Here is a 25,744-nt window from a genome sequence, read left to right as displayed (position 1 = left end):
TTCGACTCGACACGCATAGGCCACGTGAATAGATTAGCTCGATAATCGTTGCAATCATCGACTTTCATGTTGCTGCGTGGCGGCCGTACGTTTTCGTTGCTGAGCATGTCCGCCGTCGCAATCGGGACGGTGATCGCGCTCGGGCTAGTTGCCGGGGCACTCGCTCCGGGCCGTGAGGAGATGCAGCCATTCATTTTGGCGCTGCGGTTACCCGGCTTCACGCCGCAGGATACGCGTCCGGCGGGCGGTAACGTCGGGACCTCGGCCCGTCTCCACAACACCGCTTCCGGGACCCTGCCGGCTATGGGCGCCGCCGACGCCGGCAGCGCGCATGTTGATCCGCGGGGTCCACGCGCGCTGGCCGGTGCGCTGTCCATGCAGGCCGAGACGTCCGGTTCGATAGCGCAGTGGATGACGGCAGCGCGCGGGCAAGACGGCAAGATCAAGCTCGGCAGGCCAGCCCAGCCATTCGTCGCACCCAGCGCCGCGCAGCGCGAAATGACCGTGCGGATCGGTGCGCCGACACCACAATTGCGCCCACTGAGCCCGATCGTGCCGTTTTCGGTCGACATGCGTGTGGCATCCCGACCCGATATGGATCGCAGCGCGGTGCGCGCCGGCTCGCTTCGGGCGGACATCACCCGGTACAATACGGAGCATCGCCATGTGCCGCCGGCACGCCGCGCACCGCCGTATGTTCCGCCCCCTCACGACGCCTGGCCCTACGCGCACTGACGTTATTGCCGCAGCGGTAAAATACAACACTGGTCGGCATGACACCGCATTCAGCAAGATTGCCATCGCCCACGAGCGCCGTGCGGGTGTCAGGCGCGGGGGACACTCGGCGGTGACTATCCGCTGTCCAAGCGCACCGACGTGTATGCGACGTACATATACAACAAGTTCACTGGCCAGTCGACCGTCGGCACGTTCGGCGTGAGTATATGCATGCGGTTCTAATCGCGAGTCAACGCGGCACGCAACGCACACTTGCCTGCCGCCCTAAAAGCGCACATTATTTCCTGGCACGAACGAATAAAGCGCCGGCCACGGCGCAAGCGCACGAAATCATGGATACGCTGGTCAGCATGAAGGTGTTTCGCCACGTCGTCGAAGCCGGCAGCTTCGCGGCAGCAGCTGAGCGCATGCACCTGTCACCTGCGATGGCCAGCAAGCACGTGATGCACCTCGAGACACACCTGGGCGCACGGTTGCTGAACCGCACCACACGCCGTATCAGCCTCACCGAAGCCGGGCGAGGCTATTACGAGCGATGCGTGCAGGCGCTCACCGAGCTGGAGGAGGCCGAGCAAGCCGTCAGTGAAGCGAGCGTGGTGCCGAAGGGCACGCTGCGGATCAACGCGCTATCGACGTTCGGCAATCGGTACCTGATGCCAGTCATTGCCGAGTACACGCGCCAGCACCCCGGCGTGCAGGTGGACATCACGATGAGCGACCGCGTCGTCGACCTGGTGGAGGAAGGTTACGACCTGGCCATCCGCGGCTCGCGCTCGTCCAAGTTGCGGACTTCCTCATTAATCGCACGCCAGATCGCCCGCGCGTATTTTGTCATCTGCGCGTCGCCTGAGTACCTGCGCCGGCACGGCGTGCCACAAGTGCCGGAGGATCTGCGCGCACACAACTGCCTGCGTCTGGCCGCCAATGACGCGCACACGCGCGAGTGGCCGCTGGGCAACGCTGAAAACGGCGGCGGCGGCGTGGCCACCCGCGGCAATATCGTGGCCGACGACATCGAGGCACTACGCGCCGCAGCCCTAGCCGGCGCCGGCATCGCCTATCTGGGCACCGATTGCGTACACGATGACCTGGAAAACGGCACGCTGGTGCCGCTGCTGCTCGAGCACGTAGGACCGCGCGAGTTGCCGATCTTCGCGGTCTATCCCAGCCGGCGCCACTTGTCGGCAAAGGTTCGCTCGTTCGTCGACTTCATCGCCGAGCGCTTTGCTGGCGACGCGTACTGGCCGACCCGCGAACACGTGACGATGCTGGCCGCACGCGGTGCCGCCACCTGCCAGCAAGCCGGCGGGAACACGACGAGCCACGCTACAACGCAAGCCTCGCGCGGGCGGCTTGGTACTCGTCCTTGAGCCGTGCGACAAGTTCGGCCACGCTTGGAACATCGTCCATCAGGCCAACCCCTTGGCCGGCGCCCCAGATGTCCTTCCATGCCTTGGCCTTGCTGCTGCCATCGCCAAAGTTCATCTGACTTTTATCGGATACCGGCAAGTTGTCTGGATCTAGGCCGGCCGCCACGATGCTCTGCCGCATGTAGTTGCCATGCACGCCGGTGAACAAATTCGTGTAGATGATATCCGCCGCACTGGCCTGTACGATGGCCTGCTTGTACGCGTGCGCTGCATGCGCTTCGCGCGTGGCAATGAAACGCGTGCCAATGTACGCCAGATCCGCGCCCATTGCCTGGGCGGCGAGAATGGACGCGCCATTGGCGATCGCCCCGGACAGCACCAGCGGCCCATCGAACAGCTTGCGCACTTCACCGACCAGCGCGAACGGCGACAGCGTACCCGCGTGCCCGCCGGCGCCAGCCGCGACCAGGACCAAGCCGTCAACGCCCGCCTCCAGCGCTTTTTGCGCATGACGCAGATTGACCACGTCGTGCAGCACAATGCCGCCGTATGAATGGACCGCGTCGATCATCTCCTTGACCGGCGCGCGCAGACTGGTGATGAAGATCGGCACCCGATGGTCGATGCACACGCGCACATCGCGCTCCAGACGGGCATTAGACTGATGCACGATTTGATTGACCGCGATCGGGCCGATCACCACGTCCGGATGCTCGGCACGGTGCTGCGCCAGCGCCTGCTGGATTTGCGTGAGCCATTCGTCGAGCAATTCCGGCGGCCGCGCATTGAGCGCGGGAAAGGAGCCGACGATGCCCGCCTTGCACTGCGCGAGCACCAATTCCGGATAGCTAACGATGAACATCGGCGACGATACAACCGGCAGCGACAAACGCTGCAGTAACGGGGGCAAGGCCATGCTGGACGTCTCCTTGGAGCCGGGGCTATCGAACGACCGCTCCATTATACGTAGCGATTAACAGAAATTTCCTTTAATGCACGTCCGCTCTTTTCTGCTTAACTGAAGAAGTGTTCGGCTTCGATAAAAATTGCGTGATTCAGACGGACAAAGGAAATAGCGTGCTTCTACAATACGCCCCTCACTAACCGCCCCGAGGGGACCATGACGCGTGCGACCGAATCGATCGCTGGATTTCGCCACGTAAGTGTGCACGTTGTCGACACGGCGATGGGGCGCTCCGACATCGAGATTTTCGCCGCCCTGGGAGGCGACGGGCCGCCGCTGCTGTTGCTGCATGGTCATCCTCAGACGCACATGATCTGGCATCGCGTCGCGCCACAACTGGCGGAGCGGTTCACCGTGATTGCCGCCGATCTGCGCGGATACGGTGCGTCGTCAAAGCCGGCTGCCGACGATCCGCAACACGTGCTTTATGCCAAGCGGACAATGGCGGCCGACCTCGTGAATTTGATGCACGAGCTTGGCCATGAACGCTTCTTCATCTGCGCCCATGATCGGGGCGCGCGCGTCGCACATCGAATGGCGCTAGACCACCCTGGCGCGGTGGAGCGGCTAATGCTGCTGGACATCGCGCCGACGCTGGCGATGTACGAGCAAACCAACCGCCAGTTCGCGACGCAGTACTTTCACTGGTTTTTCCTGATCCAGCCGGAACCGCTGCCCGAAACGCTGATCGGCGCGGCACCGCACGTCTATATCGAGCGGGTCATGGAATCGCGGCATGCCGGTCGGGAGGCATTCGCGCCGCACGTGCTGCACGCCTATCGTCAAGCGCTGGCGCAACCCGGCGCCGTGCACGCGATGTGCGAAGACCATCGTGCGTCGGCCAGCATCGACCTGCTGCACGAGCGCGTTGACCTCGAGCGAGGCAACAAGCTTGCCTGCCCGTTGCGCGTGCTGTGGGGCGAGCTTGGCGTGCTCGCGCAGTGCTTCGATCCTCTGGCGCAATGGCGCCGCGTCGCCCGCGACGTCAGCGGCCGAACGCTGCCGTGCGGCCACTATATTCCGGAGGAGGCGCCGCAAGCGCTATTGGAGGAAATCGTTGCTTTTTTCGATTACCGACAACCGGCGTGAGATCGATAATAGAGCGACTGATTTTTTCCATCTAAATGAATTATTGCACCTCACGACATTCAATTCACGAATTGGTATCCCGAAAAACGAAATTCGCGTATCCGTGGCACTCAAATAACGCAGTTATCTGACATTCATGCCGACATGATCTGTAGGGAAAATACCAATTCTGCGAGGTTGATACATTGGATAACATCCTTGCGACGCTGATCACGTCGTACGATATTCCGCCGTTCGCCGCTCGTGAACGGCTTTTTTCTTTTTGGCATACCGGATGTTACAGTCAAGCCACTGCATGTTGCGGCCGGCCTGTTCCTGCTGTATCTAAGCTGGTGCACGCCATGGGCTGGGTGCACGGCTGCGTCGGCTGATCGACCGGATCGCGGGGCTGGCGCTGGGACTATTCGGCGTGACCGGGATCCAGCGCGCGCTGTAGCGCGTCGCGCCGCGAGCCGCCGCCGGAGCGACTGTGATGACCACGGCAACCTTCCGTTTCCACGCTGAACTGAACGCGTTCCTGCCGGCAGGACTGCGTCAGCGGACATTCGCCGCATCGTACGCGCACAATGCGTCGGTCAAGCATACGATCGAGGCGCTGGGCGTGCCGCATACCGAAGTGGGACGGATTGTCATCAATGGCGAGGCGGCCGGCTTCGAGCGACCGCTCGCCGATGGGGACAGCGTGGTCGTGTATCCGCCCAGCGAGCGCGCCCCGGTGCCGCTGCGCGGTGCGCTACCCGACCCGTTGCGATTCCTCGCCGACGCCCACCTAGGCCGGCTCGCGCGCCTGCTGCGCATGGCGGGCTTTGACACGCTGTACGACAATCGCATCGACGATCGCAACGTCGAGCAAATCGCTGCGCAAGAACGACGCATTGTGCTCACGCGCGACCGCGAATTACTCAAGCGGCGCAGCATCGAGCATGGGTGCTATGTGCACGCACTCGATCCGCTCGAACAGCTGCGTGAAGTCGCCGCGCGGCTGTCGCTGCACGCACGGACGCGGCCATTGCGCCTATGCCTACACTGCAATGCGCCCTTGCGCCGAGTCGATAAAGCTGACGTGCTCGCACGGGTTCCGCCCAGCGTGCGTGAGCGATGCGACCGGTTTGCGACCTGCGACGTATGCGGCAGGATCTACTGGGAAGGCTCGCATTGGAAGCGGATGAGCGAGCTGATGGACGAAGTGCTGGGCGAACGAGCCGCTACGGCATCACGGGCCACACCGTAGTCGTGCCTGCCGCGATATCGACACGGCAACAGTGGCCTTCGCGATCGTGCAGCCCGAACGCTGCGCGCGCGTCGGCGTCCGATGGCGCACGGCAATGAAGCAGCGCGGTGCCCAATCGCACCGCCACGCGCGTCTCGCCGTGCGATTCATACACCCGTTCCACCACTGCGGTGTGCCGACCCTGCTCTGTCATCGAGACGCCGCACGCATCAACGCGCCACATCAACCGCGTACCAGCCGCCAGACCGTCGTCGCGCACATCGAGCAACACGCCGCCGATATCCACCTTGCCGCCGGCTACCAGTGTGCCCTCGCCGACGTTGTCGATACCTAGCAACTGCGCCACCTTCAGGCTGGCCGGTCGCTCGAATAGCGCGCGCGCCGGCCCTTGCTGCAACACGCGTCCACGGTCCAGCACGAGAATCTCATCGGCCAGCAAAGCCGCATCCTCCGGATCGTGCGTGACGAGCACCGTGATCGCATCGATCTCCCGCTGCAACGTGCGCAACGTCTCGCGCAACGTACGCCGGCGCGGGGTGTCCAGCGCGGAGAACGGCTCGTCCAACAAGATCACGCGCGCCTTGCGCGCCAATGCGCGCGCCAGTGCCACGCGCTGCCGCTGGCCGAGCGAAAGCTGGGCTGGCAGACGCTGCGCCAGTGGTGCGATCCCCAAATGCAGGCTCCAGTAGCGCGCGGCGTCCGGGTCGGCGTCGGCGGCGAACATAAGCTGTCGCGCAACGCTCATATGCGGAAAAAGACCGTAGTCCTGCGGCACGTAGGCCATGTGCCGCGACTGCGGCGCGCTAGCCGTCAGCACTTCACCATCGACGATTACCGATTGCGTCGCGCCGTGCTGCAGACCGGCGATCATGCGCAGCGTGAGGGACTTGCCGGACCCAGACGCGCCAATGATCGCCAACCGCCGGCTGCGCGCGCTCCATTGAACATCGAGCATGAAATCGCCGAGCGTGCACGTGAAGTGAAACGCAAGCGTGCCGCCTGAGGAATGACGTGGCACTGGCACGACTTCCCGGGCGAGTGAGCGCAATGGGTCAAGCTCGTCGCCCGGGGCGGCAATGGCGACCGGACGCGATGGCCGCAGACGGACGGTGACCGCCAGCGACAGTGCCAGCGCGATGCCCAACGTCGGCGCGAGCAGCGGCAGCATCGCGGGCAGACCCACCGAGCCGAACACCACATACGTATACACCGGCAGCGAGTACGGATGGTAGGCCACCATCATCGTGGCGCCGAACTCGCCGAATGCGCGCAGCCACGCGAGCACCATGCCGGCGCGGATAGACGGCCAGGCGATCGGCAGCCAGACGCGCAGCAAGCGCGTGCGCGCGTCATGCCCCAGCGTAGCCGCGACGTCGTCCAGGACCGGATCGACGGAATCGAATGCCGAACGGGCAGCCACAATCAGAAACGGCGCGGCCACGAAAGTCTGCGCGAGCACGACGCCCACGAACGAATCAGTTAACCCGCCGCCAGTCAACGTACCGAGCAGGCTGTACGGACCGAGCAGGAACAGCAGGAGCACGCCGCTGGACAGCGGCGGCAACGCCAGGGGCAATTGCACGACAAAGCCGAGCACACTCGCCCATCTGGAGCGTGAACGCGACAGCAGATAACCGAGCGGGATCCCGGTGAGCGCGATCAGCAGCGTGGCCAGCGTCGCGCTGCCAACCGACACGGTGGTTGCCTTGACAAGCGCCCCAGGCTCGATCGCGCGCCAGTCGGCATGCGTGAGCTGTGGCAGCACGGCAATGAACGGCGCGCACAGATAAAGCGCCAGCAAGGCCGCAAGCCACCTCAGGGGCGTGGCGCGCCGCCGCCCTGCGCCACTGCCACGGCCGCGTTGCAGCGTCATCGCGCCGCGTCGAGCATTGCTTGCACGCGTGCGGGGACCTGTGTGCGCTCGCCGCCAACACTCGGCACGATCACATCGATGCCGGCGTCACGCAGCAATGCGCGCGCCTTCGCTCCGAGCAGAAACGTCACGAAGCGCATCGCGCCTTCCTGATTTGGCGCGTCGTTCAGGATCGCGATCGTATAGCTAGCCTTGACCGCGAGTTCGGCCGGCAATTTCACCGTCGGGATGTGCAGCTGCGCCGTCTCGGTCGAATAAAAAAAGCCCACGTCGAGCTGCCCTGACTGCAGGCGGCCCATCAGCGTTTCTTCCGGCAACACCTGATTTGGATTGCCCGGTGCCCCGAGCATGCGCTGCATCAGGTCCGGCTGACGATATAGCAACGCGGCACGGGCCACCGCCTCGAGCGTGAAAGCCCCTTTCGGATCGAGCTTCGGATCCGTGCGCCCAATCCGGATGCCCGGCTGCAGCAACACCTTGTCCCAGCGTTCAGTCTTCAACGCCGCCGCAAAGCGGCTGTTTGCGTTGTAGCCGAGCAGCAGCGGCGACTCGCCAAAATTCACATACCAGCTAACCCGATTGCCGTTCGCAGCGCCGCCCAGGCTCGCATTGACCGTCGGCGTGGCGCTGATGAACACGTCACCGCGCCGTAGCTTACCCTTCAACTCGTTGGCCAATTTGTTTGAGCCGGCGCCATAGCCGGAGAACGTCAGCCCTGACGCCTTCTCGAATGCCGGCCCGATGGAGTGCTCCATCACATGCACCAGCGACCCAGCGTACAACACCCGGACCGTGCCAGCGTCGCCGGCCAGCGCGACACTGGGCGCCACAACAGCCATTGCCGCCAGCACGAGCGCATCGAGCACGAGCCACGACAGCGATAGGCGCAGCGCACGGACGTTCGCCGCGAAACGTTCATGCAACATTGCGTTCCCTTTCTTCGTTGTATTGGGCAATATATTACGCTGTTGGCCGCGTTGACTTTTGCATGCCGCCGCCCCATGCTGCGGCAACATTGTCATCTCACACCCACACCGAATTTTTGCAAATCATGTCGCGCCCGGCATGCTCGACCGTTTCCTCGCGCGTATCGGCTAGCGCGCCCAACAAGACGGTACCTGCACCCACGGCGGCGAGCCATCCAATCTTTGGCAGCCGGTCCGCGGTTTGCACCGTACTCGTGGCGTCTTCGGCAGCGCCGCGCGAAGCCGTAGCGCGGCTCTTTGGACGACGGGCGCACCGCGGTTGCTGCGCCAGCGTGGCGCTTGCGCTCGGCACTGCGCTGCTGGCATGCGCTGCTCGCGTCGCTAAGCGGCTCGCTGCGTTGCCACGGCATGTTTTCCGCGTGCGCGCGCAATACATTCTTTCGCGGCCGCGCGCTCAGCCGCCGCCCACTCCCTGCAGCACCTTGCCAGTGCCGCTGCACACCGTACAGCGCGCGCCGTCCACCGTTCCAGTGCCGTGGCATGCCTGGCAAATCGCCTCGCCCACGCCCGGCGCGTCTGGCGCAGCTTCATCACCGGGCGACAGCGGCTTGTCAGATTGTTCCATTGTGTTCCTCCGTTCGACCCCGACGCTAGCCGGCGCGCCGCGTCCTCGCCACTCGGCGTTGGAATGCTCGCACCGCCACTTCACCACTGAAAAATTAGCAAAGGCTATTCCCAACCGAGGTACACGGCTCGCCCCGATCGTAGGCATGCTGACTGCCTCATTTCTGCATCGAGACGTTCACGCGGCGCCTTGCGCTCGTCGCACCTGAAATTGATGCCGCTATCGCGCAGTTGGCACGACGTCGCGTTACGGTTGGCAGTCGCGTTGCTTGCCGGCGTGGCACTGGGGTTGAATCGCGGCGAGTCAGGCAAGCCGGCTGGACTTTGCACGACGCAGCTGGCGTGCTTGGCCGCCTGCCTGTTGATGCTGCAAATGAACGCGCTGCTAACGCCGGCCGGCAAGACCGCGGGATCGTTCGTCACGCCGGATATGATGCGCCTGTCGTTGGGTGTGCTATTCGGCATGGAGTTCATCGGGGTAGCCGATCGACTGAGACGATCGGATGGAATGCGAATTGATGTTCGCCGTGCAGCGAAGCAGCGGCGTCGCTGAGTGGTCCACTTCCGCTGGGGAGTTCGCCTGCCACGGCACGCTATGACCGGTATGGCGTACGTCGTACGGACCCATCACACACTGGGCGGAACGTGCGCGCGGCGGGCCTGTTGGTTGCTTCACCAGCATGCGCGCGCCGGTGTCGCGCGACAATCAACCAACAGGAGCGTGTCATGACTGAAAACCGACGTCCAGAACCCCCATTGCCACACCAGCAGCAAGCCACGGTGCCGGGCCACACTGGCGACATGCAACCGCAACCCGACCATGGCGAGCGCTCGTACCAAGGTTCGGGCCGTCTTGCCGGCAAAGCGTCGATCATTACCGGGGGCGATAGCGGAATCGGACGCGCGGTAGCCATCGCATTCGCTAGGGAAGGCGCTGACGTGTTGATCGCCTATCTCGACGAGGACGATGATGCGCGCGAGACAGCGCGCTGGGTCGAGCAGGCGGGGCGACGCGCCGTGCTCGTGCGGGGCGATGTGGCGCAGCGCGAACACTGCGCGCGGATTGTCCAGCAAGCCGTTGACGCATTCGGCAAAATCGATGTCGTGGTCAACAATGCGGCGTTTCAAATGACGCACGAGTCGCTGGACGAGATTTCAGACGATGAATGGGACAACACGTTCGATACAAACATTGGCGCGATGTTCAGGATCACCCGGTCCGCGCTGCATCATATGAAGGCGGGCGGCTCCATCATCAACACCACATCGATCAATGCCGATCATCCGAATCCGACTTTGCTGGCGTATGCCGCCACCAAGGGGGCAATCCAGAATTTCACGGCGGGATTGGCGCAATTGCTTGCGCAAAAAGGCATTCGAGCGAACTGTGTGGCGCCTGGGCCCATCTGGACCCCATTGATTCCCGCAACGATGCCGGCGGAGAAGGTCAAGCAATTCGGCGCGCAGGTGCCGATGAAACGGCCCGGACAGCCGGCCGAAGTGGCCCCCGCGTATGTGATGCTTGCATCCGACGAATCGAGCTATGTTTCAGGTGCGACGATCGCGGTAACGGGCGGCGCACCAATGCTGTAGGCGCAAGTCATGCCGGCCGGCCTCACCCGTGCCGGCGCAAGGCTATTGGCGACTAACGGACGGCCGAGCGGACGCAAATTCGGCTGAGGCCGCCGCTCATCGGGTTGCCTCGTCCGCCGCCGTGGAAGAACCCGCCCGCGCCACAATCTCGATCAAACGCTGGGCATCAAACGGCGCTTGTGTCTTCGTATCACTGTCAAAATAGCAGAATACACGGCGGCGCGCCCAGCGTTGCAGCGCCGGGTCGCTGTACGCGCCTGCGTACTTGCTCTCGGTGCCGTGCAGGCGCAGATAAACGAAATCGGCCGTGACATCCTCGATGCAAGGCCAATGCTCGGTGGAATCCGACACGACCAGGGCGGCATGATAGCGGCGCAGCAGGCGAATGAACTGCGGATTGACAAAGCTCTCATGACGCACCTCGATCGCATGTCTAAGCTTGCGGTTACGATGGATCGTCAAATAGGACTGCGCAATACGATGATCATGCCCGCTGGCGAGTTCCCGAGCCGCCAGCATGTCCCGGGGCAGCCTGGCCACCGCCACGCGGCTCGGCACTGCGACGCACACGGCAAGCAGCTGCGCGCTAGATGCGCCCCGTCAGCACGAGCGCGATAACAATCACAACGATCACGCCAAGGGAGCCGGACGGAGCGTAACCTGCCTCGCCAAGCAGGCCAGCACAGCGCGCTGCGAGTCGTTCGCGCATCAAGTGCGATCGCCGACGTCCTTTGACACTTTCGCCTGCAACTGCGCCTTGCGCTGTGCAATACGCGCGCCGAGTTCAGCCAGGTCGACGCCTGCCTTGCGCAGCGCGGGGAACAGTACCGACTCTTCCTCGCTGACATGATGCTGGACGTTTTCCGCCAATACCTTGAACGCAGCATCGAAACCATCGTCCCCTGGCCGAGAGCCCCGTAGTTTCTCCATCAAAGTCTTAACGAGAAAATGTTCGACATAGGCCTGGTCGACTTCCTTTTGCGGCTGCCCCGACAGCGCACGATGCGCCGCTGGATACAAGATTTCTTCCTCGATGATCGTATGCATGGCCAATTCGTCGCACGCGCGCGTAACCAGCGTTGCCTTGGCGTCGGGATCGTCATCGGACGTCTTGTCGAACGTATCGAATAGCCGCTGGACCGCGCGATGGTCCGCCTCCAGCAGTGCAATCGCGTCCTGCTCAGCTGCGTGCGCAGCGCCAACATCATGAGATGGCATTGTCGAAGACCGCGTGGATTTTTGGTGTGTCGCAGTAGTAGTCATGTTTGCTCCTGTGGGAAGGTCTACGGCGTTTAGCAATCGACGCGCCCGGCCTTCGTGTCGCCGAGCCGCCGCACGGCACGGCACGGCATGAACATCGTTCCCACCCGAAGCCAGCCCCGCACGCGGACGGCGAGTCGGACACTGGTGGCCCATACCGCGCACTCGCCTTATGCTCGCGGGTAACGATGTTTTATCAATCGTACGCCTGTTTATTGAAGGCAGTCTGCGTCCGGAGGCCAATGCGGCAACGGCTGAAGAGCCGATGTCCTCCTTTCAGGACAAGCTGACGTCGCCCGAGAGATCGCGCAAGTGCTGACCGTTGCGCGCTCGACGTGGGGCAATCAGGCTACACCAGGGCCGGCTCGAGACGTGGAGGACGGGTGCCGCGCGATCCATCAAGAACCCAAGCCATCCGACCGATGAGAGCGCAGGACCAGCGCGTGCCGTGGTCACATGCTGGCACGGGGGTTGCTAGCTTTGCACATATAGCGTCTCTTTCAAGGAGGATTGTCATGCCAGAAAGAAAGACTATGGCTCAAGCGCAGGCCGACAAACGTGCAGGGAAATCGGCCAGCACGCAGGCCGGCGAATTCGTCAAGGAAGAGATCGAGCATGTTCGGGCCGGCAAACATGGCGTGCGCTCGGCCAAGCAAGCCGTGGCAATCGGGCTGTCAAAGGCGCGACGGGCTGGCGTCGACTTGAAGCCGCCGAAAAAGGGCACCGTCAGCGAGGCGACACGCAAAAAAACGGCCAAGGACAGCGCGGCGGGTCAGCACAAGACGACGGGTTCCGCGAGCAAGGAAACCCGAGCCAAGCGCTCGCGCACGACGACCTCTGTACTACGGCGCGAGCGTTCGGACGGCGCCACACGCGAGTCGATGTCAAAGCAGGCCAGATCCGCCGCGGCGAAACGGCCGGCCGCCAGCCGCTCCGCTGCGGCCAAGCGTGCAGCCAAGACGAAGGGCGCGGCCGGCCGCTCCGCTGCCGCCAAAAAGGCTGCCCACACGCGCGCCGCACGCGCACACCACTGAGAGGAACGGACGCAGGACGGCCGGGACGCGCCCCTCGCCGTCCCGCGTAGCCGTCTCGTATCTACGCGGCTGCTACGACGACTTACCACGATATCCGCTTGAGCGGTGCTGGGGCCTCCAACCGGGCAGCCCGACGAGGCCGACCGACAAAGGCCCAGCAGGTAGCGAAACTGCAAGCGCGACCGAGCGCCTCCCGCCCCTCATCCCGGTTGGTAGGAGCTACGCGGTGAACTTGAAGGTTCGAATCGACCCAGCGGCATGGCAAGCCGGATTCGACGCCGGCGAAGCGGGTCGCCCAATGACTCCGCGCCCGCAGAATCTCGACCCTTTTCGTATTTTTCTGGATGGATCGAGGGTGACGCCAAGAGACAATGGTTCGAGCATAGCCTTGGAGGTGCGGCATGAAGAGCCTCCAGGTAGCCCGCGAAGCGCTGGAAGAGCGCCATTGTGATAGGCCACAATCCTTCGGCCAAATCGCTTCCGCCCCGGCTCACGCAACAGCGACGTTGCGGAAACCCGAAGGCGCGAGAGCGTGCCCAGCACTTTGCTCAGCCGAGCGTGGAGTACCGACGCCACAGGCCGCAAGTCCCCCCAACACGATGAACATGATTGCGGCGGTCGTACGCACAGCGGTCATCGGCAGCCGATGTGCAAAACGGTTACCGAGAAAAACGACCGGCACGTTCGCGAACATCATGCCTAGCGTGGTGCCGATAATGACGCTAGGCATATCGTGGAACCGGGCGGCCAATGCCACGGTTGCGATTTGGGTCTTATCGCCCATTTCTGCGAAAAAAAACGTCAGCAATGTAGTGCCGAAGATCCCAAGCTTTGTACGCGCAGGCTGCACCGCTTTCGTGAGCAGCTTGCCAGGAACCAGTACCCATACACCCATCGCGATGAATGACAGCGCGAGTGCCCAGCGCATTGCCGACGGAGTGAGCACTGACAACAGCCATTGGCCGAGCGCGCTCGCTCCAGTATGGTTCACCAGCGTGGCGGCCAGCATGCCAAACACAATCGGCCAAGGTTGGCGATAGCGTGCGGCGAGCGCGAAAGACAGCAGTTGCGTTTTATCACCGATTTCGGCAAGTGCAACGCTGCTAACGGAAACGAGCAAAGCTTCGATCATGAGCGATAGTGTCCCAGGCCGTCGATGCGCGAGTCACAACTCACGCACTGTCCGAACTTTTCCGGCACTCGTAGACCATTGGCCTCGCCACTGGCAAGGTAACAAATGGCCGGACTCAACACGCGTGGCCAAACTAATTGTCGCTGTGCATTTTTCATCGCAAATTGTTTCCGTGACGGAATTGATGTACTTGCTTATTTGTCGAAGATATGATTCAAAATAATACCGCGTACTGATTCGGCTTTCACTGGCGCGGCGGGTAACTTATCGGCATGTGAACTGATCAAGACCGGGCCTTGTTCAATATCGTCGGTTGGGCGTCCGTGGGAGCCTTTTACCAGCAGCGGGTCTAATGGAATCACATCAAGCAGGCTACGCATACCCAGTTGCCGTTTAAAAAGTTTCCAACCAATTTGCAAGCGAGGAAGGACCCGTTCGGGGTCAATGAATAACTCTAGTGGGTCATAGCCCGGTTTGCGATGAATATCCACTGTGCGTGCAAAATCAGGCGCACGCGCGTCATCGAGCCAATAATAGTAGCTGAACCAACGATCAGCCTGGCTGATGGCCACCAGTTCACCAGCACGTGGATGATCCAGTCCTATACTATGCTGGCCTGCCCTGTCCAATACGGTGTCGACGCCGTCCAAGCGCTGCAACAGCGCCTTGACTTCATCGATTAGCGCGTTATGCCGGATATAGACATGGGCGACTTGATGATCAGCCAGCGCAAACGCCGCGGATGCACCACAATCGAGCTTCTCTTCCCCCTGTTCATCACGTACCGCGAGCCAGCCAGCTTGACGCAACGCACGATTAATTGGAATATCGCCCGATACCGGCGTGATTCCGTATTCCGACAAAGCGATGACGTGCATGCCGTGGTTGTCCGCGTACTCGATGAGCTCACCGCACAGCGCATCCACCGCAGCGACTTCTCGAGCAATAGCCGGATGACTTGGCCCAAGCTTTTGCAAGCAGTAGTCCAAATGTGGAAGGTACACCAGCGTCAACGTGGGCTGCCGGGTGTCACACAAGTGCAGCGCGCAGTCCGTGATCCACCGGCTTGACGCAAGGCCAGCCGCTGGCCCCCAAAATTGGAATAGCGGGAATTCGCCCAATTGCCATAACAATTCCGAATGCAATGTGTCCGGTTGCGTATAGAAGTCGGGGACCTTGCAGCCATCCGCCTTATAGATCGGCCGCGGCGTGACACTCCAATCCACATCCGCATACATATTGAACCACCAGAATAACTGCGCACAAGAAAAGTCTGGATTGCGCGCTTTGGCCTCGTGCCAAACTTTATCCCCTTCGATGAGTCCATTGTTTTGCTTCCAGAACAACGGTTCGGCCAATTCCCGTGAATACCAACCGTTAGCGACGCAGCCATGATGTTGCGGCAAGCGTCCAGTCAGTAGTGTGGCCTGGACCGGGCAGGTCAACGCCGGTGTCACAGTGATTAAAGGACGCATTGCGCCGCGCTTGGCCAAAGCGGATAAGTGAGGCGCATGCTTCAGTAGCTGGCTGCTTAGCCCCACCACATTCAGGACGATCACGCGTTGCATAGCAGCACCTTGCTTAAGTTAGCGTATTCATGGTTGGGCGGTTCGCTGACGGCAATCACGAGATCGCCCGACTACGCCGATTCTTGGCATCGATTATTCAGTAGTGGTTACCTGCGGGACTTGCCCGCGTAGTACTGAATTGCCCTCCCAGTTGTGGCGCTGATCGATTAGCAGCGGCGCTTCGGCCTCAGCGATATCAAGCCGTGCGCTTTGTGCGAAAAAAGCAAGCGGATTGTGCCAAACGATCGTTTCGATTTCATGCTCGGCGATGCCCGCATCACGCATGGCCGCTGCAGTTTTAGGCACTTTCAATGGATCGCTGACGCCCCAATCAGCTGCACTATTCATGATGATGCGCTCACTGCCATACTGCTTAACCAGCGCGACCATACGCGCCTCATCCATCTTGGTGTGCGGGTAAATCGAATGTCCGGCCCAGCAACCTGAGTCGAGCACCAGCGGGAGTGTCTCTTCCGTGTTGTGGTCAATCAATACCCGCTCTTGGGCAATGCCGCTTTCGCGAATGAGCGCGAGAGTGCGAATGGTGCCAGCTTTTTTATTTCGATGAGGCGTATGCACTAGCACAGGCAGGTCATGTTCGATTGCCAGTTCAATTTGACGCGCAAAGTAATGGGCTTCGGCCGGTGTTTCATCGTCGAATCCGACTTCGCCCACTGCCACCACGCCATCTTTATCAAGATAGCGCTCAAGCAACGCGATGACGCCATCGGCAATATCCGGATTATTGGTTTCTTTAGGGTTCAAGCCCAGCGTGCAAAAGTGGCGGATGCCAAACTGGCCGGCCCGAAAACGTTCCCAGCCCAATAAAGATAGGAAATAGTCTTCGAACGTGCCGACATGCGTGCGCGGCTGCCCCATCCAGAAAGCCGGCTCTACCACGACCGTAATTCCTGCATTGCTCATCGCCTGGTAATCGTCGGTGGTGCGTGAGGTCATATGGATATGGGGGTCAAACATTTTCATGTTCAATACCTCGCAGAAGAAAGTTAAGGTCGTCAGAAACCTGACGTTTTGCTGCGCGCCGTTCACTAGCGTAATCGGCAACCATGCGTTTTAGTGTGGGAGTGAGTCTTTTATTGAGTCCAGCAATGCGGCGGATTGACGTGCCGGTAAAGAGAGCCTTCAAGACAAGTTGATTAAAATTCAACTCGCAGAGGAAACGTTCGGGATACGCATTGTCGCAAGCGATCGCTTCAAAGACAATTGCTACATTGCTACGGCAGCCCTCCGCGGCAATCGATACCCATCGCTGCGGTTCGGGCAATAAGATTAAACTGCGCAGTATTGCCTGCTGCTCAGTATTATCGCCACGTCGATAGAGACGCGTGACAAATCTGAGATATTCAACACTGGGCCGCAACGACAAGGCATGTAAGAGGATCAGCGCTCGGCCAAAATCACCTATACTCCATTGCTGTGGCGCAATGACGCCGGCTCCGCGCAATGTATCAAGCGTCTTAGCGGGTAACGACGGCAGACCCGCGAGTCGGCGCTGTGCTATTGCAAAATGATGCTCGACACTATGCTGGAGATCATCGCTGCATGAGGCAGGCCTTGTGATGATCTGTTGGCAGCGAGCCAGCCAATTTTTTGCACGATCTGCCTTATCCTCCGCAGAGCAGGCTTCGGTGGCTTGGAGTAAACCCGCATAAAGCGTATTCGCGATTGTCATAACCAAATTTAATATTGGGTTGGCGATAAGGCTAACTGAGCATAGATTGATTGGAATTTAGTTGCCTGCAATACGCCGTTGCCATAAAACTGTCAGCAAAAAAGCAACCGCGCTTGCCACTGCCCAGCTTGGCGCGCCGTGAATCGCAATCAGTAATGCGTCACTTAATGCCATGCCAGCGATCAGTTCGCCTGTTGCGCTGCGCAAATCGCACGTCTTAGCGCGAAAGGCCGCACGCTGAAGATGCCATATTGTCCAAAACGCAAACGCCCCTAGATAACCCCATGCCCATCGATGGATCGGCAAACTCATGAACGCATATACCAGCGGCGCTGCGAGTCCAATCACGGGCACAAAACGAATCATTGGGCCGGTGAACTGCTGCTTGGCAGCGTAGGTTAGGCCTACTGTGTAAGCGAATAAAATAACCGAGCCTTGCCATGTGGGTTGGGACAAGGTGCCGTTTGTGAAAGCTAATGCACTGGTAATATAAACCAGCATCCGGCACAGGCCCATGATCAACGGACTCAATGGGTTAGCTTTATGATACAAGTTATAAAGCACAACCAAATGCGCTAAAATGATGCCGCTGGCAAAAGCACCACTTCCTTGTGAGGCGAGCAATAGTACGCCCGCACCGAGCATCGCCAAGCCACTGACCGATACCGTCGAAACACTGATTTGACCCGCAGGAATCGGTCGTTCTGGCCGCTCAATCACGTCGATCGCTCGATCACATACGTCATTGAGAAACATACCGGCGGTGTAGATCAGCGACATCGCTAATAACAAGCATAGCAAAGTGAGAGGGTGGATGGGCTGGCCAGTGAGTACCGCGCCAGCAATGACATTGCTCCAGACAGTGGGCAGGTTGGAAACGCGCCCCAGACGTAAAGCGACATGCCAGGTGATCATTTCAGCTGCTCCTGGACCCATTGCAACTCATGCGAGATCGCTTCGATAAGGCTGCCAGTCGGCTGAGTACGTTCGGTATGATGCTGCTGATAGACAGCCGGTAACGCATGCCACGTATAAGTTTCCACTTCCAGATGAGTCGAAATCGGCGTGTCACGTTGCATTGCCAACATGGTTTTTAAGAACGGTTGCGTACTCTCAAATGGTCCGACGGTGTCGGCCCATACAGGCACATGAAAATGAATGCGCCATTCGCATTCATCCCCGGTATTTTCATAAACTGATGGATTCGTGTTGAGGACACTGAGTGCAGCAGGCAAATCGATCATGCGCTGTAGCTCAGCGTTGGTTTCAGCTGTACGGCGCTCAATGACTTGGTGTAAATACACCTGTTCGGCGAACGGCTGCAGCGCGCGTGCATGCGATGCACACGGGCGAGGGACGCGCAGCCCAGCACTAAGTTGCAACTTGGCAATGCGGATCCCCGCTTGCCTAAAGCGGCTTATCATATCGTTCGGATCTTCGAACTCGACAGCGGCGTGGCACGTGTCAATGCACACGCCTAAATGACGTCGGATCAACGCGAGCGCCGCAGCGTCGTCTAGTGCGCATGCGGCTGCAATGTGCTCAGTCGCGGTGGCGTTGAGCAGATATTCCTCGAAAAACGTAATGGTTTCGGTTGTGGTTTCCAACAGGCAACACGGCTCAGGCTCTAGCGCCAGCGTGATACATTGCCCTGTTTCCTGATGCAGCCGATGTAGCATCACTGCATGCTCAAGCAGTTGCTTAGCCATCACGGACCGGCACTGAGGATCGTCAGCGAGATGTGGTTTGAATCCCCCGGCAACGGTGCTGATACTGCCTTCGATATCTTGATCGTCGGGCAAGAGTTGAGCCAGCAGGCGAGCCAGTCGATTGCTGTATTCAAGCCGCCGCGGGTCGCGCCAATCCGGCAGATAGACCGCATCTTTAACAGATTGCTGGTGAAAACTACCAAAAGGGAATCCGTTGAGCGTGAACACATATAAATCATGTGTTCGTAAGAAGGCTTTAAATTGCGCAAGCGCGGCAGGATCGTCCAGTTCACGAGCCGCCAGCTCAGATAGCCACAATCCAACGCCAAATGGTGTATGGGGCGAGACGCGTGCCTTGATCTGGGGCAGATAGTAGCCCAATGTATCACGTACTTCAGACCAACTTTGCGCAGGATGAACATTGGTGCAATAAGTCAAATGCGCCCGTTGGGAGGGTGGCATGGCATCCCAACACAACGCATAAGGTTTTTTGATATCGGTCCGATCCATAGGGCTCATCCGGTTACGCGGTCTCGCGATTAGCGAGACCGCGCCATGGTTAGTTGGCTCAGTCTTTCAACGTGTCTTCGCTGACTTAGCAGGCATTTGCGGTCCGCTTTTCTTGTCGTCCTTACAGTCGGTTGCAAAAAGACAGCACCATGGCGGATGAGGATTATCTCTTAGCTTCGCTTTGACCTTTTGCCAAACTTCTTCTCCTGGTTTTTCAACTTTAAAATTTTTGAAGTTTTGACTGACGATGGGGGCGTTAGGGTATGGGATACTCAGGTCTCCAGAGTAAAAGAAAGATTGTGGCATTTTATATTTTTTATCATCTGCAACGAACCTGTCCCTCCAAAAAGCATAGCCAAACAAAATATCGCCAGGCGCGAGTATTGAATAAGCTTGAATCTTGCCTTCAATATGTTGGCTTTGCTTGGGATCATAAGGCAAATGCTTAATGAAATCGCGCTTCGGCGGATGATTATCTAGTGAAAACTGGCAGATTTCCGGCATGCCTTCGGGTCGATCTTTATCGTAAGTGAGAAAGTAGGCTTTATTACCTAGTGATACAAAAGAACAGGTGTATTTATTATCATGCGGAAAAATCGGCAAGCATCGCTTGTCATAATGCTCCATCATCGCGCCTTGCCCATCCTTGTCTGTAGGTATGTAAGTCGAATCGTAGACTGTCCAACCGCTTGAAATTTCATAGTCTTCGATAGGCTTTAGATTTCTTGGAGGATCGTCGTATGGCGGTGAGAATGTGTCATAGTTTTTGAACACCCGATACATGGTCCAATCGCTAGTCCAATACTCAGGGAATTCCGGATCTGGTTGAGGCCGCCCAGTTTGATGGCTGTAGTCACATACTGAATCAGGTTCTCCGCAGTATATTTCGTTATGCACTCCGTTCGTCGGATAGATATGCCGCTCACAAATGTCTTTATCTTCTCGGCCCTCGCAAACATTCTCTTGGGGTACGATTATTTGATAAGATAGACCTGAACCCAACGCTGAAGCCATGCATGCCAAAACCAGCACCAACACTAAGGTCCACTGGGACCATAGACTGTGTACTTTTGCGCTGTAAATTTTAAATTTATACCATTTCACAGTGAACCTCCTTTCTCCCAATGTGCAAGCGATTTCTATCTTGCTCTTGTAACCAGTCGATGGCCGCATTGACTTCGCGTTCGTCAGTGGCGTGAACTTCCACGCTTTTCCCGATTTGTTTAATTAATGTAACGTTCAACTCGCCGCCCAAATGTTCACGGAACTCAGTGAGTCCATCCAGCACCCGTCGCCGCCCAGATTGATCGCGTGCATCGAGCGCGTCGTGCCACAAACGGAACCCCAAACGGTTTAGCAACGTGTACATTGCAGTCAATGCAGGCATTTCCAGCAAACCTATGGTCACTGCATAACGGGTATCTAGTGCGAGGCCAATCGCGACGGCTTCACCGTGCATGAGCGTATGTGCGCTTAGGGTCTCCAATTTGTGCGCTGCCCAGTGCCCAAAATCAAGCGGGCGTGCACTGCCCGATTCGAATGGGTCACCGCCTTGACTGATATGCTGCAAATGTAGCTCGGCGCAACGGCGAATCATCCATTGCATCGCGTTCGGCTCGAAATTCGCAAGCGCACTGGCATGGGCCGTCAGCCAATCGAAGAAGGTCCGATCACGGATCGCAGCGACTTTAACCGCTTCGGCCATGCCCGCGATGCAATGCCGTGCAGGCAGCGTCGCGATAAAGTCAAAGTCATTGATTACCGCAAACGGTGGGGTAAAGGTGCCCAAGAAATTTTTTACCCCAAAAGCGTTAATAGCCGTTTTAACGCCGATGCCCGCGTCATTCTGAGCTAAAACTGTCGTGGGCAACCGGATCAGCCGCACGCCGCGATGCGTCGTGGCCGCCGCGTATCCGACCGCGTCCAGCACCGCGCCGCCACCGAGTGCTACCAAACAGGCATGACGGTCGATGTGCTGATCGTGCAACCATTGTTGTAACGCGCGCACCGCGTCTGGCTCGTGCTTGAGTTGCTCCCCGCCAGCCAACACACGCGGCGCATCAACCAATTCAAGCGTGTCTGCATGACGTAACGCATATGCCTGTAAAGCCTGAACGATAGCGGGATTGGCATTAGCCAGGCCGGCATCGACCACGGCAACGAAGCGGTGACGCCGGTGCGGTTCCAGCCGGCAGATTGCCCGTTGCAACGTCAGATTGTGTGGGTCACTGAATACACCGCGGGAAAAATACACGGGATATTCAAACGGTACATTGAAACGTTGCATCACACTATCGGTATCGACGGCATGGACAGACGAATTCTCGTCAACTGGCCCGTCTTCTTTCATGGATTCCGACAGACATTGCATGGCAATTCCTCTTTGGCAAGGGACAAAGCGCTAAAAGCCGAAGCAGTTTTTTCTCAACTCAGCGGGCCGCAGCGACAAATTACGTGCGCCACTATAAACTTGAAAACTTGACTGCCGTTTCAAGCCATTTAGGTTTTTATCCCGCTTGCCGAGCATGCAATCACCTCAATTTTATAAAATATCAGTTGCATTTTTACCTTTAACGCTCTTTGAGCGGAATGTATTCAAAGCTAAGACCAGCATTTTTTCCATCTCCCAAAGGAATTTGCATTAATCCTACCGCAGTAACTCTGAGGTCGTACATAAAGCCCATTGCTTTGTCCATTAGTGCGGGATCTCCATTGAAAGCTTGATGTAGCGTATCAAGCAAGTTGCTATAATAGCTGGCGAACTGTTTAATACGAGACTGAATTGCTGGTTTATTATTAAAATCAGCTATTTTGGGGTTAGGCTTCATAGGATAAACATCTTCTACATTAAATGGAATTGCCTCTCCAAAATATCCGTACTGACCGTTAGAGCACTTAATAAGCCTGCGCCCTTGGGTAATTGCCTTAAACCTGTAATAGTGGGCCGGAAGATTGTGGGCTTGCATAGGATCAGTTGAGGTTCCCTCGCCCTCCACAACAATAATATCGATTGCCCTTTCGCAAGAAGACATGTCATTTATCTCAAATAACTTATCTTCCGTAAACCACTGCTTTTTCATTGTTTTAGAGGTAACCTGCCTGTTGAAATGGGCAAATGGAGGTTGCAGCTCCTTAATCTTATTTTTAAGTTCTTTATAAAATGCGCCAATGGTAGATGGCGGATTGGCGCTATATAAAGCTATAGGGTTTTCAGGAAGCTCAATTCGCATAAAAATTTTCTTGACCAAATCCATCGAAAAAGCTTCTATCCCCACCTTGAAATCTTCTCCTCCGATCCCCATAGGCAAAGGCCCGGGATATTTTGGAATAAAATTGGGTGTATTAATTTCAGGTTCGCCGCCAATCGCGATCAGAATGTTGGCCGCAATGGTCATATGCAGCATCTCTTGAACGACAATACCACGAATAAATTCAATAATCAGGTCATTAACGCCCGGCTTGAGTGAAAACATCGCGGTCAGATAAGGTGGGATAGTGCTATGCTCCAACGCGATCGCATTTTGTAGTGGCCCATATAAATCAACAACATCCTGGGCTTTAATAATTTCGTCTATGAACGCTTGTTTTAGTGCAAGCGGCGTTCCAAAGTTTACAAAAGTCTCTATCATGATTCTTCTCCTTGCTTTACGTTTAACAACCGGGCCTGGTATTGCGCTACAAAAGCAGCTTTACTGTCAGGCTGCGGCGTTCCAGATGGCTTTGAAATTTTTTGCTTAGATTTTTCTGGTATTAATTTTTCTGGATTAAGAGGTGTTTGTTGCCAGACAACTTTATTGTCTTTAGGGAAACCAGCCGGATCCCCCTTTATAGGAGAATCCAGCCAATTTAAGATGTTTTTTCGCTTATTTCTCGATAGATCTCGCTGGATGGGCATATAGTTCGGATCTTTTTCCGGAAGAGAAAAAACGAGTTTAAGAATCTCCCTTTTATTTACTACGGCGTCGTAATCGCCTAGATCAACGACGTAACGACTCATAATGGGATAAAGATTGCTGTATTGCTGAAGAATAGGTTGTATATCAGAAAACCAATTAGGATTTGCTTTGACTTCTTCAAAATCAAAAGCCAACACACCAATAAACTCTAAAAAATTTCGGATGTAACCGGGCGGCTCGTCTCGCAGCTTATAACCAATACGATAAAGCTGTCCGTCAATATAGCCACGTGGATTCCCCGGTCCTTTGTGTGAAGCATGGATATGCAGTTGAGCACGTCCTTGTGCATCAGTCTTAAATTGAAGTTCTCCTATATGCCGATCTCCAGGAATTACAGTGGGGCTTGAGTAGCTAAGGACACCCTCAGGAACACCAATTTTAGGAATAGGGACTGGTGGGTCTAAAGGGTAATTGGCGCCACCTGTTCCCCCAATCGTTGCATCAGGCTGCGTTAAGATAGAAATAACAGCGTTGGGAAGAGGATTTCCATACTGTGACGCATAAAAATCTACAGTTTCTGTATCTCCTGGATTGATGCGGCAGATGCTTTGCTCAGCGCGAACATATAAACCTGTTAAAGATTCGTTAACCAATTCGACCGGGCCTACGTTATCATTACACCCACGCAACACAAGCGGCTCACCTTCTATTTTTTCGACCAACTCTGGATTTATTACAAAGTCTATTATTCCGCCGGTTTTTTTATACCAATCCGGATTTTTAAATTTTTCAGATGTAATTTCTCCTATTTTTTCCTTGCTGGATTGAGTGACAATTTCTAAAGACTTATAATCCACATCAATCTCGAAAACATTTTCGGATTTTTCTAATGGCAAGCAGTGACTTAAATCTGCGGTAAGTATATTTTTTTCCTTATCTACTTTGCATTGATATCCAAATATTCCATGGCTTGGAGTCAATGGATCGGTTTTTTCTGTGGCCGCTATCATCTGCCGTCCCATTACAAAGTGCTTCGGCTCATTTTCGCGATAAGGACCAATCGTTCCAATAATAGACCCAATTACACGACTGGGGTCCCGGACAGTTGCTACATTGAATTCATTGTAGCCGTAAAGACTAAAATGAATGGAGAGTTTATCCGGTCGATTAAGGAATAATTTACCCAAAAGCTCAGATCCACTATCACAATCGCATGATTTGACACATTCAATAACTGACTGATAATCAGCGGAATACGCCGTACTGCCCGTTTGACTCTTCCACCTTTTCCAAAGGTTTTTAAAGGATACTGGTATCATATCGCCAGTAAAAATAGACTGATCGGCGTTATCGGTCAACCTTACTTGGAGCCCCCATACCGCTGAAGAAAGCTGATGTTGGGGGTCCAGGTCTACCAGCTTGGCTGGTGGCTGCTGATTGGCATCGCTTAGCGACATTCCGATAATCGGATCTTGGCTTTGCTCATTAATAAGTTTTGGTTCGTCATTTTCTTCATCCCACAAGCAAGCGCTGGTGATTTTGCAGTCCAAAAGTCTAAAAATACCCGTTCCTTCTGGGTTCCAGTTGGTAGGGGTTAATTTGACATCTTCATCACTAGTGCTTTGATACCTTTTTCTAAATGTTGCATTGTCATAGTAACGCACATCGTTATTCACCGTTGACACATTGGCCTGAAACTTCCCTAGAAAATTAATGCGCGGAAAATCAAGATAACTCATTTAAATTCCTCCATCAATAGATTAGCCATCAATTAACATGCCTTAAACAAAGCAGTCAACGCAAAAATCGCATATTTAGCATTGAAACAATGACAAATCGACACGCCCCAAAAAATTTTATTACGCCCTCTCTACATAAATCACTTATACTCGCCCTCCCTTAAGCAAAAAGAATCGAAGGGCAGCCGTTTGGCGCAGTGATAACATCGTCTTATCACCGTATTTGTTCGCTTGGCTTAGAGATTATATAAGTCAATACAACGCCTAAATGTTAGTTACTGAAGCAATAGCCATTTCTTTAAATCTACCGCCCTGATGCGCTAAGAATTTCTTATACCTATTGAAATAAGTACAAAGCAAAAGGAGGCAGGGGTAAAAATGCACATTGCATGAGAACAATGCGATCTGGTTTAAGCTAGGGTGCTTTGCCATTGCGTTCACTCCAAATATTGCTTTTGTGAAACAAGCCATCACTGCTACCAACGCCCACTTTTTTCTTTCCAGACCGCCGCGCACGATCGTAGATTCGCTACTACGCGCGGTTTTTCGTAAAGACGCCAAACCAATATAGGCTTGAATTGCGAGAAGCCCAAGCAACTTTTGCTTACTCAAACCGACAAAATCGTAATAGAAAAAGCTTTAATGTCACACGGTGCAGAATTAGTTATATTGTTTAGATTTCATATCATTATTATTTTATATTGACTGAAATTGGATACAATTGGGTGAAAAATGGACTGGAATTTATCTTTAAGAAAAATTAAGCGGCGTGTCGAGTGTCGATCTAATACTGAG

Annotated in this window: 25 protein-coding genes and 1 pseudogene; 7 read left to right on the top strand and 19 right to left on the bottom strand. The window is 56.5% G+C overall.

Annotation, left to right across the window (positions count from 1 at the left end):
* Positions 1-48 precede the first annotated feature (48 nt).
* Together B0O95_RS02630 and B0O95_RS02620 are read left to right on the top strand one after the other, a co-directional pair.
* Positions 49-735, top strand: coding sequence for a hypothetical protein (locus B0O95_RS02630; protein ID WP_146063971.1), 687 nt, complete (start codon positions 49-51; stop codon positions 733-735).
* Between the two features lie 335 nt (positions 736-1,070).
* Complete coding sequence (locus tag B0O95_RS02620) at positions 1,071-2,108, top strand: LysR family transcriptional regulator (protein ID WP_104076615.1); 1,038 nt, start codon at positions 1,071-1,073, stop codon at positions 2,106-2,108.
* Here the strand turns inward: B0O95_RS02620 and B0O95_RS02615 are convergent.
* Complete coding sequence (locus B0O95_RS02615; RefSeq protein WP_104076614.1) at positions 2,065-3,024, bottom strand: NAD(P)H-dependent flavin oxidoreductase; 960 nt, start codon at positions 3,022-3,024, stop codon at positions 2,065-2,067. The genes B0O95_RS02620 and B0O95_RS02615 overlap by 44 nt on opposite strands.
* A 270-nt stretch (positions 3,025-3,294) precedes the next feature.
* Here B0O95_RS02615 and B0O95_RS02610 point away from each other — a divergent pair, with 270 nt between their 5' ends.
* Positions 3,295-4,161 carry an alpha/beta fold hydrolase gene (locus B0O95_RS02610; protein ID WP_233203063.1) on the top strand — a complete coding sequence of 289 codons (867 nt, stop codon included), beginning with the start codon at positions 3,295-3,297 and terminating at the stop codon, positions 4,159-4,161.
* Positions 4,162-4,633: 472 nt separating this feature from the next.
* Positions 4,634-5,392, top strand: coding sequence for a Mut7-C RNAse domain-containing protein (locus tag B0O95_RS02605; protein ID WP_104076491.1), 759 nt, complete (start codon positions 4,634-4,636; stop codon positions 5,390-5,392).
* On the opposite strand, the gene B0O95_RS02600 is transcribed toward B0O95_RS02605, so the two are convergent.
* The 4 genes from B0O95_RS02600 to B0O95_RS16020 form a co-directional block, all read right to left on the bottom strand.
* Positions 5,367-7,265 (bottom strand): ATP-binding cassette domain-containing protein, encoded by a 1,899-nt coding sequence (locus B0O95_RS02600; RefSeq protein WP_104076490.1) that lies wholly within the window; start codon positions 7,263-7,265, stop codon positions 5,367-5,369. The two genes, B0O95_RS02605 and B0O95_RS02600, sit on opposite strands and share 26 nt — an antisense overlap.
* Positions 7,262-8,191, bottom strand: a complete 930-nt coding sequence (locus B0O95_RS02595) for an extracellular solute-binding protein (RefSeq protein ID WP_104076613.1) — start codon at positions 8,189-8,191, stop codon at positions 7,262-7,264. The genes B0O95_RS02600 and B0O95_RS02595 overlap by 4 nt, the downstream gene beginning before the upstream one ends.
* 97 nt (positions 8,192-8,288) lie before the next feature.
* A complete protein-coding gene (locus B0O95_RS15765; RefSeq protein ID WP_158249440.1) occupies positions 8,289-8,438 on the bottom strand; it encodes a hypothetical protein in 150 nt (49 codons plus the stop codon).
* A gap of 207 nt (positions 8,439-8,645) precedes the next feature.
* Entirely contained in the window at positions 8,646-8,816 is a 171-nt protein-coding gene (locus B0O95_RS16020) for a hypothetical protein (protein WP_199180413.1), read from the bottom strand.
* A 213-nt stretch (positions 8,817-9,029) separates the two neighbouring features.
* On the opposite strand from B0O95_RS16020, the gene B0O95_RS02585 reads away from it, so the two are divergent.
* Both B0O95_RS02585 and B0O95_RS02580 read left to right on the top strand, forming a co-directional pair.
* Complete coding sequence (locus tag B0O95_RS02585; RefSeq protein ID WP_104076612.1) at positions 9,030-9,368, top strand: MgtC/SapB family protein; 339 nt, start codon at positions 9,030-9,032, stop codon at positions 9,366-9,368.
* Positions 9,369-9,541: 173 nt separating this feature from the next.
* Positions 9,542-10,408 carry an SDR family oxidoreductase gene (locus B0O95_RS02580; RefSeq protein ID WP_104076488.1) on the top strand — a complete coding sequence of 289 codons (867 nt, stop codon included), beginning with the start codon at positions 9,542-9,544 and terminating at the stop codon, positions 10,406-10,408.
* 96 nt (positions 10,409-10,504) lie between these two features.
* Here B0O95_RS02580 and B0O95_RS02575 read toward each other — a convergent pair.
* From B0O95_RS02575 to B0O95_RS02565, 3 genes and pseudogenes are all read right to left on the bottom strand, one after another.
* Positions 10,505-10,939, bottom strand: a pseudogene (locus tag B0O95_RS02575) (DUF72 domain-containing protein); the annotation flags it as partial.
* Between the two features lie 55 nt (positions 10,940-10,994).
* Positions 10,995-11,117 carry a DUF3309 family protein gene (locus B0O95_RS02570; protein ID WP_233203047.1) on the bottom strand — a complete coding sequence of 41 codons (123 nt, stop codon included), beginning with the start codon at positions 11,115-11,117 and terminating at the stop codon, positions 10,995-10,997.
* Positions 11,117-11,626, bottom strand: coding sequence for a hemerythrin domain-containing protein (locus tag B0O95_RS02565; protein ID WP_233203045.1), 510 nt, complete (start codon positions 11,624-11,626; stop codon positions 11,117-11,119). The genes B0O95_RS02570 and B0O95_RS02565 overlap by 1 nt, the downstream gene beginning before the upstream one ends.
* A 557-nt stretch (positions 11,627-12,183) precedes the next feature.
* Here B0O95_RS02565 and B0O95_RS02560 point away from each other — a divergent pair.
* Positions 12,184-12,702, top strand: coding sequence for a DUF6496 domain-containing protein (locus tag B0O95_RS02560; RefSeq protein WP_104076486.1), 519 nt, complete (start codon positions 12,184-12,186; stop codon positions 12,700-12,702).
* A 490-nt stretch (positions 12,703-13,192) separates the two neighbouring features.
* Here the strand turns inward: B0O95_RS02560 and B0O95_RS02555 are convergent, their stop codons facing one another.
* The 11 genes from B0O95_RS02555 to B0O95_RS15295 form a co-directional block, all read right to left on the bottom strand.
* Positions 13,193-13,834 carry a TMEM165/GDT1 family protein gene (locus tag B0O95_RS02555; RefSeq protein WP_104076485.1) on the bottom strand — a complete coding sequence of 214 codons (642 nt, stop codon included), beginning with the start codon at positions 13,832-13,834 and terminating at the stop codon, positions 13,193-13,195.
* 194 nt (positions 13,835-14,028) lie between these two features.
* Complete coding sequence (locus B0O95_RS02550; RefSeq protein ID WP_104076484.1) at positions 14,029-15,402, bottom strand: alkaline phosphatase family protein; 1,374 nt, start codon at positions 15,400-15,402, stop codon at positions 14,029-14,031.
* Positions 15,403-15,495: 93 nt separating this feature from the next.
* Entirely contained in the window at positions 15,496-16,386 is an 891-nt protein-coding gene (locus tag B0O95_RS02545; protein WP_104076483.1) for a TatD family hydrolase, read from the bottom strand.
* Positions 16,373-17,095, bottom strand: coding sequence for an EboA domain-containing protein (locus tag B0O95_RS15310; RefSeq protein ID WP_146063970.1), 723 nt, complete (start codon positions 17,093-17,095; stop codon positions 16,373-16,375). The genes B0O95_RS02545 and B0O95_RS15310 overlap by 14 nt, the downstream gene beginning before the upstream one ends.
* Before the next feature lie 57 nt (positions 17,096-17,152).
* The gene (locus B0O95_RS02540) at positions 17,153-18,010 is read right to left on the bottom strand and encodes a UbiA family prenyltransferase (RefSeq protein ID WP_158249439.1); all 858 of its coding nucleotides are present in this window, start codon (positions 18,008-18,010) and stop codon (positions 17,153-17,155) included.
* Complete coding sequence (gene eboE / locus B0O95_RS02535) at positions 18,007-19,314, bottom strand: metabolite traffic protein EboE (RefSeq protein WP_233203043.1); 1,308 nt, start codon at positions 19,312-19,314, stop codon at positions 18,007-18,009. The genes B0O95_RS02540 and eboE overlap by 4 nt, the downstream gene beginning before the upstream one ends.
* A 66-nt stretch (positions 19,315-19,380) precedes the next feature.
* Complete coding sequence (locus tag B0O95_RS15305; RefSeq protein ID WP_146063969.1) at positions 19,381-20,418, bottom strand: hypothetical protein; 1,038 nt, start codon at positions 20,416-20,418, stop codon at positions 19,381-19,383.
* Entirely contained in the window at positions 20,405-21,685 is a 1,281-nt protein-coding gene (locus tag B0O95_RS02530; RefSeq protein ID WP_233203041.1) for a 3-dehydroquinate synthase, read from the bottom strand. Before B0O95_RS02530 ends, B0O95_RS15305 begins: the two co-directional genes overlap by 14 nt.
* 199 nt (positions 21,686-21,884) lie before the next feature.
* Positions 21,885-22,943: a ferritin-like domain-containing protein gene (locus tag B0O95_RS02525; protein WP_104076481.1), complete on the bottom strand. Its 1,059-nt coding sequence runs from the start codon at positions 22,941-22,943 to the stop codon at positions 21,885-21,887.
* Entirely contained in the window at positions 22,940-24,949 is a 2,010-nt protein-coding gene (locus tag B0O95_RS15300; protein ID WP_146063968.1) for a hypothetical protein, read from the bottom strand. Before B0O95_RS15300 ends, B0O95_RS02525 begins: the two co-directional genes overlap by 4 nt.
* A 264-nt stretch (positions 24,950-25,213) precedes the next feature.
* Positions 25,214-25,561 (bottom strand): hypothetical protein, encoded by a 348-nt coding sequence (locus tag B0O95_RS15295; protein ID WP_146063967.1) that lies wholly within the window; start codon positions 25,559-25,561, stop codon positions 25,214-25,216.
* Between the last annotated feature and the right edge of the window lie 183 nt (positions 25,562-25,744).

Origin of the sequence: Mycetohabitans endofungorum, from assembly GCF_002927045.1 — a bacterium.
In the GTDB taxonomy this organism is placed as follows: Bacteria; Pseudomonadota; Gammaproteobacteria; order Burkholderiales; family Burkholderiaceae; genus Mycetohabitans; species Mycetohabitans endofungorum.
The sequence above is the reverse complement of the archived record's forward strand: the minus strand, read 5'-3'. Positions and strand labels throughout refer to the sequence as shown.

What these genes read in the sequence shown, in the direction of transcription:
- B0O95_RS02605 (WP_104076491.1), top strand. Translation starts at nt 4,634, where the DNA reads ATGACCACGGCAACCTTCCGTTTCCACGCTGAACTGAACGCGTTCCTG.
- eboE (WP_233203043.1), bottom strand. Translation starts at nt 19,314, where the DNA reads ATGGATCGGACCGATATCAAAAAACCTTATGCGTTGTGTTGGGATGCC.
- B0O95_RS02620 (WP_104076615.1), top strand. Translation starts at nt 1,071, where the DNA reads ATGGATACGCTGGTCAGCATGAAGGTGTTTCGCCACGTCGTCGAAGCC.
- B0O95_RS02580 (WP_104076488.1), top strand. Translation starts at nt 9,542, where the DNA reads ATGACTGAAAACCGACGTCCAGAACCCCCATTGCCACACCAGCAGCAA.
- B0O95_RS16020 (WP_199180413.1), bottom strand. Translation starts at nt 8,816, where the DNA reads ATGGAACAATCTGACAAGCCGCTGTCGCCCGGTGATGAAGCTGCGCCA.
- B0O95_RS02570 (WP_233203047.1), bottom strand. Translation starts at nt 11,117, where the DNA reads ATGCGCGAACGACTCGCAGCGCGCTGTGCTGGCCTGCTTGGCGAGGCA.
- B0O95_RS02525 (WP_104076481.1), bottom strand. Translation starts at nt 22,943, where the DNA reads ATGATAGAGACTTTTGTAAACTTTGGAACGCCGCTTGCACTAAAACAA.
- B0O95_RS02610 (WP_233203063.1), top strand. Translation starts at nt 3,295, where the DNA reads ATGGGGCGCTCCGACATCGAGATTTTCGCCGCCCTGGGAGGCGACGGG.
- B0O95_RS15310 (WP_146063970.1), bottom strand. Translation starts at nt 17,095, where the DNA reads ATGACAATCGCGAATACGCTTTATGCGGGTTTACTCCAAGCCACCGAA.
- B0O95_RS02615 (WP_104076614.1), bottom strand. Translation starts at nt 3,024, where the DNA reads ATGGCCTTGCCCCCGTTACTGCAGCGTTTGTCGCTGCCGGTTGTATCG.
- B0O95_RS02530 (WP_233203041.1), bottom strand. Translation starts at nt 21,685, where the DNA reads ATGCAATGTCTGTCGGAATCCATGAAAGAAGACGGGCCAGTTGACGAG.
- B0O95_RS02565 (WP_233203045.1), bottom strand. Translation starts at nt 11,626, where the DNA reads ATGCCATCTCATGATGTTGGCGCTGCGCACGCAGCTGAGCAGGACGCG.
- B0O95_RS02540 (WP_158249439.1), bottom strand. Translation starts at nt 18,010, where the DNA reads ATGATCACCTGGCATGTCGCTTTACGTCTGGGGCGCGTTTCCAACCTG.
- B0O95_RS02585 (WP_104076612.1), top strand. Translation starts at nt 9,030, where the DNA reads ATGCCGCTATCGCGCAGTTGGCACGACGTCGCGTTACGGTTGGCAGTC.
- B0O95_RS02600 (WP_104076490.1), bottom strand. Translation starts at nt 7,265, where the DNA reads ATGACGCTGCAACGCGGCCGTGGCAGTGGCGCAGGGCGGCGGCGCGCC.
- B0O95_RS02550 (WP_104076484.1), bottom strand. Translation starts at nt 15,402, where the DNA reads ATGCAACGCGTGATCGTCCTGAATGTGGTGGGGCTAAGCAGCCAGCTA.
- B0O95_RS02595 (WP_104076613.1), bottom strand. Translation starts at nt 8,191, where the DNA reads ATGTTGCATGAACGTTTCGCGGCGAACGTCCGTGCGCTGCGCCTATCG.
- B0O95_RS02545 (WP_104076483.1), bottom strand. Translation starts at nt 16,386, where the DNA reads ATGAAAATGTTTGACCCCCATATCCATATGACCTCACGCACCACCGAC.
- B0O95_RS15300 (WP_146063968.1), bottom strand. Translation starts at nt 24,949, where the DNA reads ATGAGTTATCTTGATTTTCCGCGCATTAATTTTCTAGGGAAGTTTCAG.
- B0O95_RS02560 (WP_104076486.1), top strand. Translation starts at nt 12,184, where the DNA reads ATGCCAGAAAGAAAGACTATGGCTCAAGCGCAGGCCGACAAACGTGCA.
- B0O95_RS02555 (WP_104076485.1), bottom strand. Translation starts at nt 13,834, where the DNA reads ATGATCGAAGCTTTGCTCGTTTCCGTTAGCAGCGTTGCACTTGCCGAA.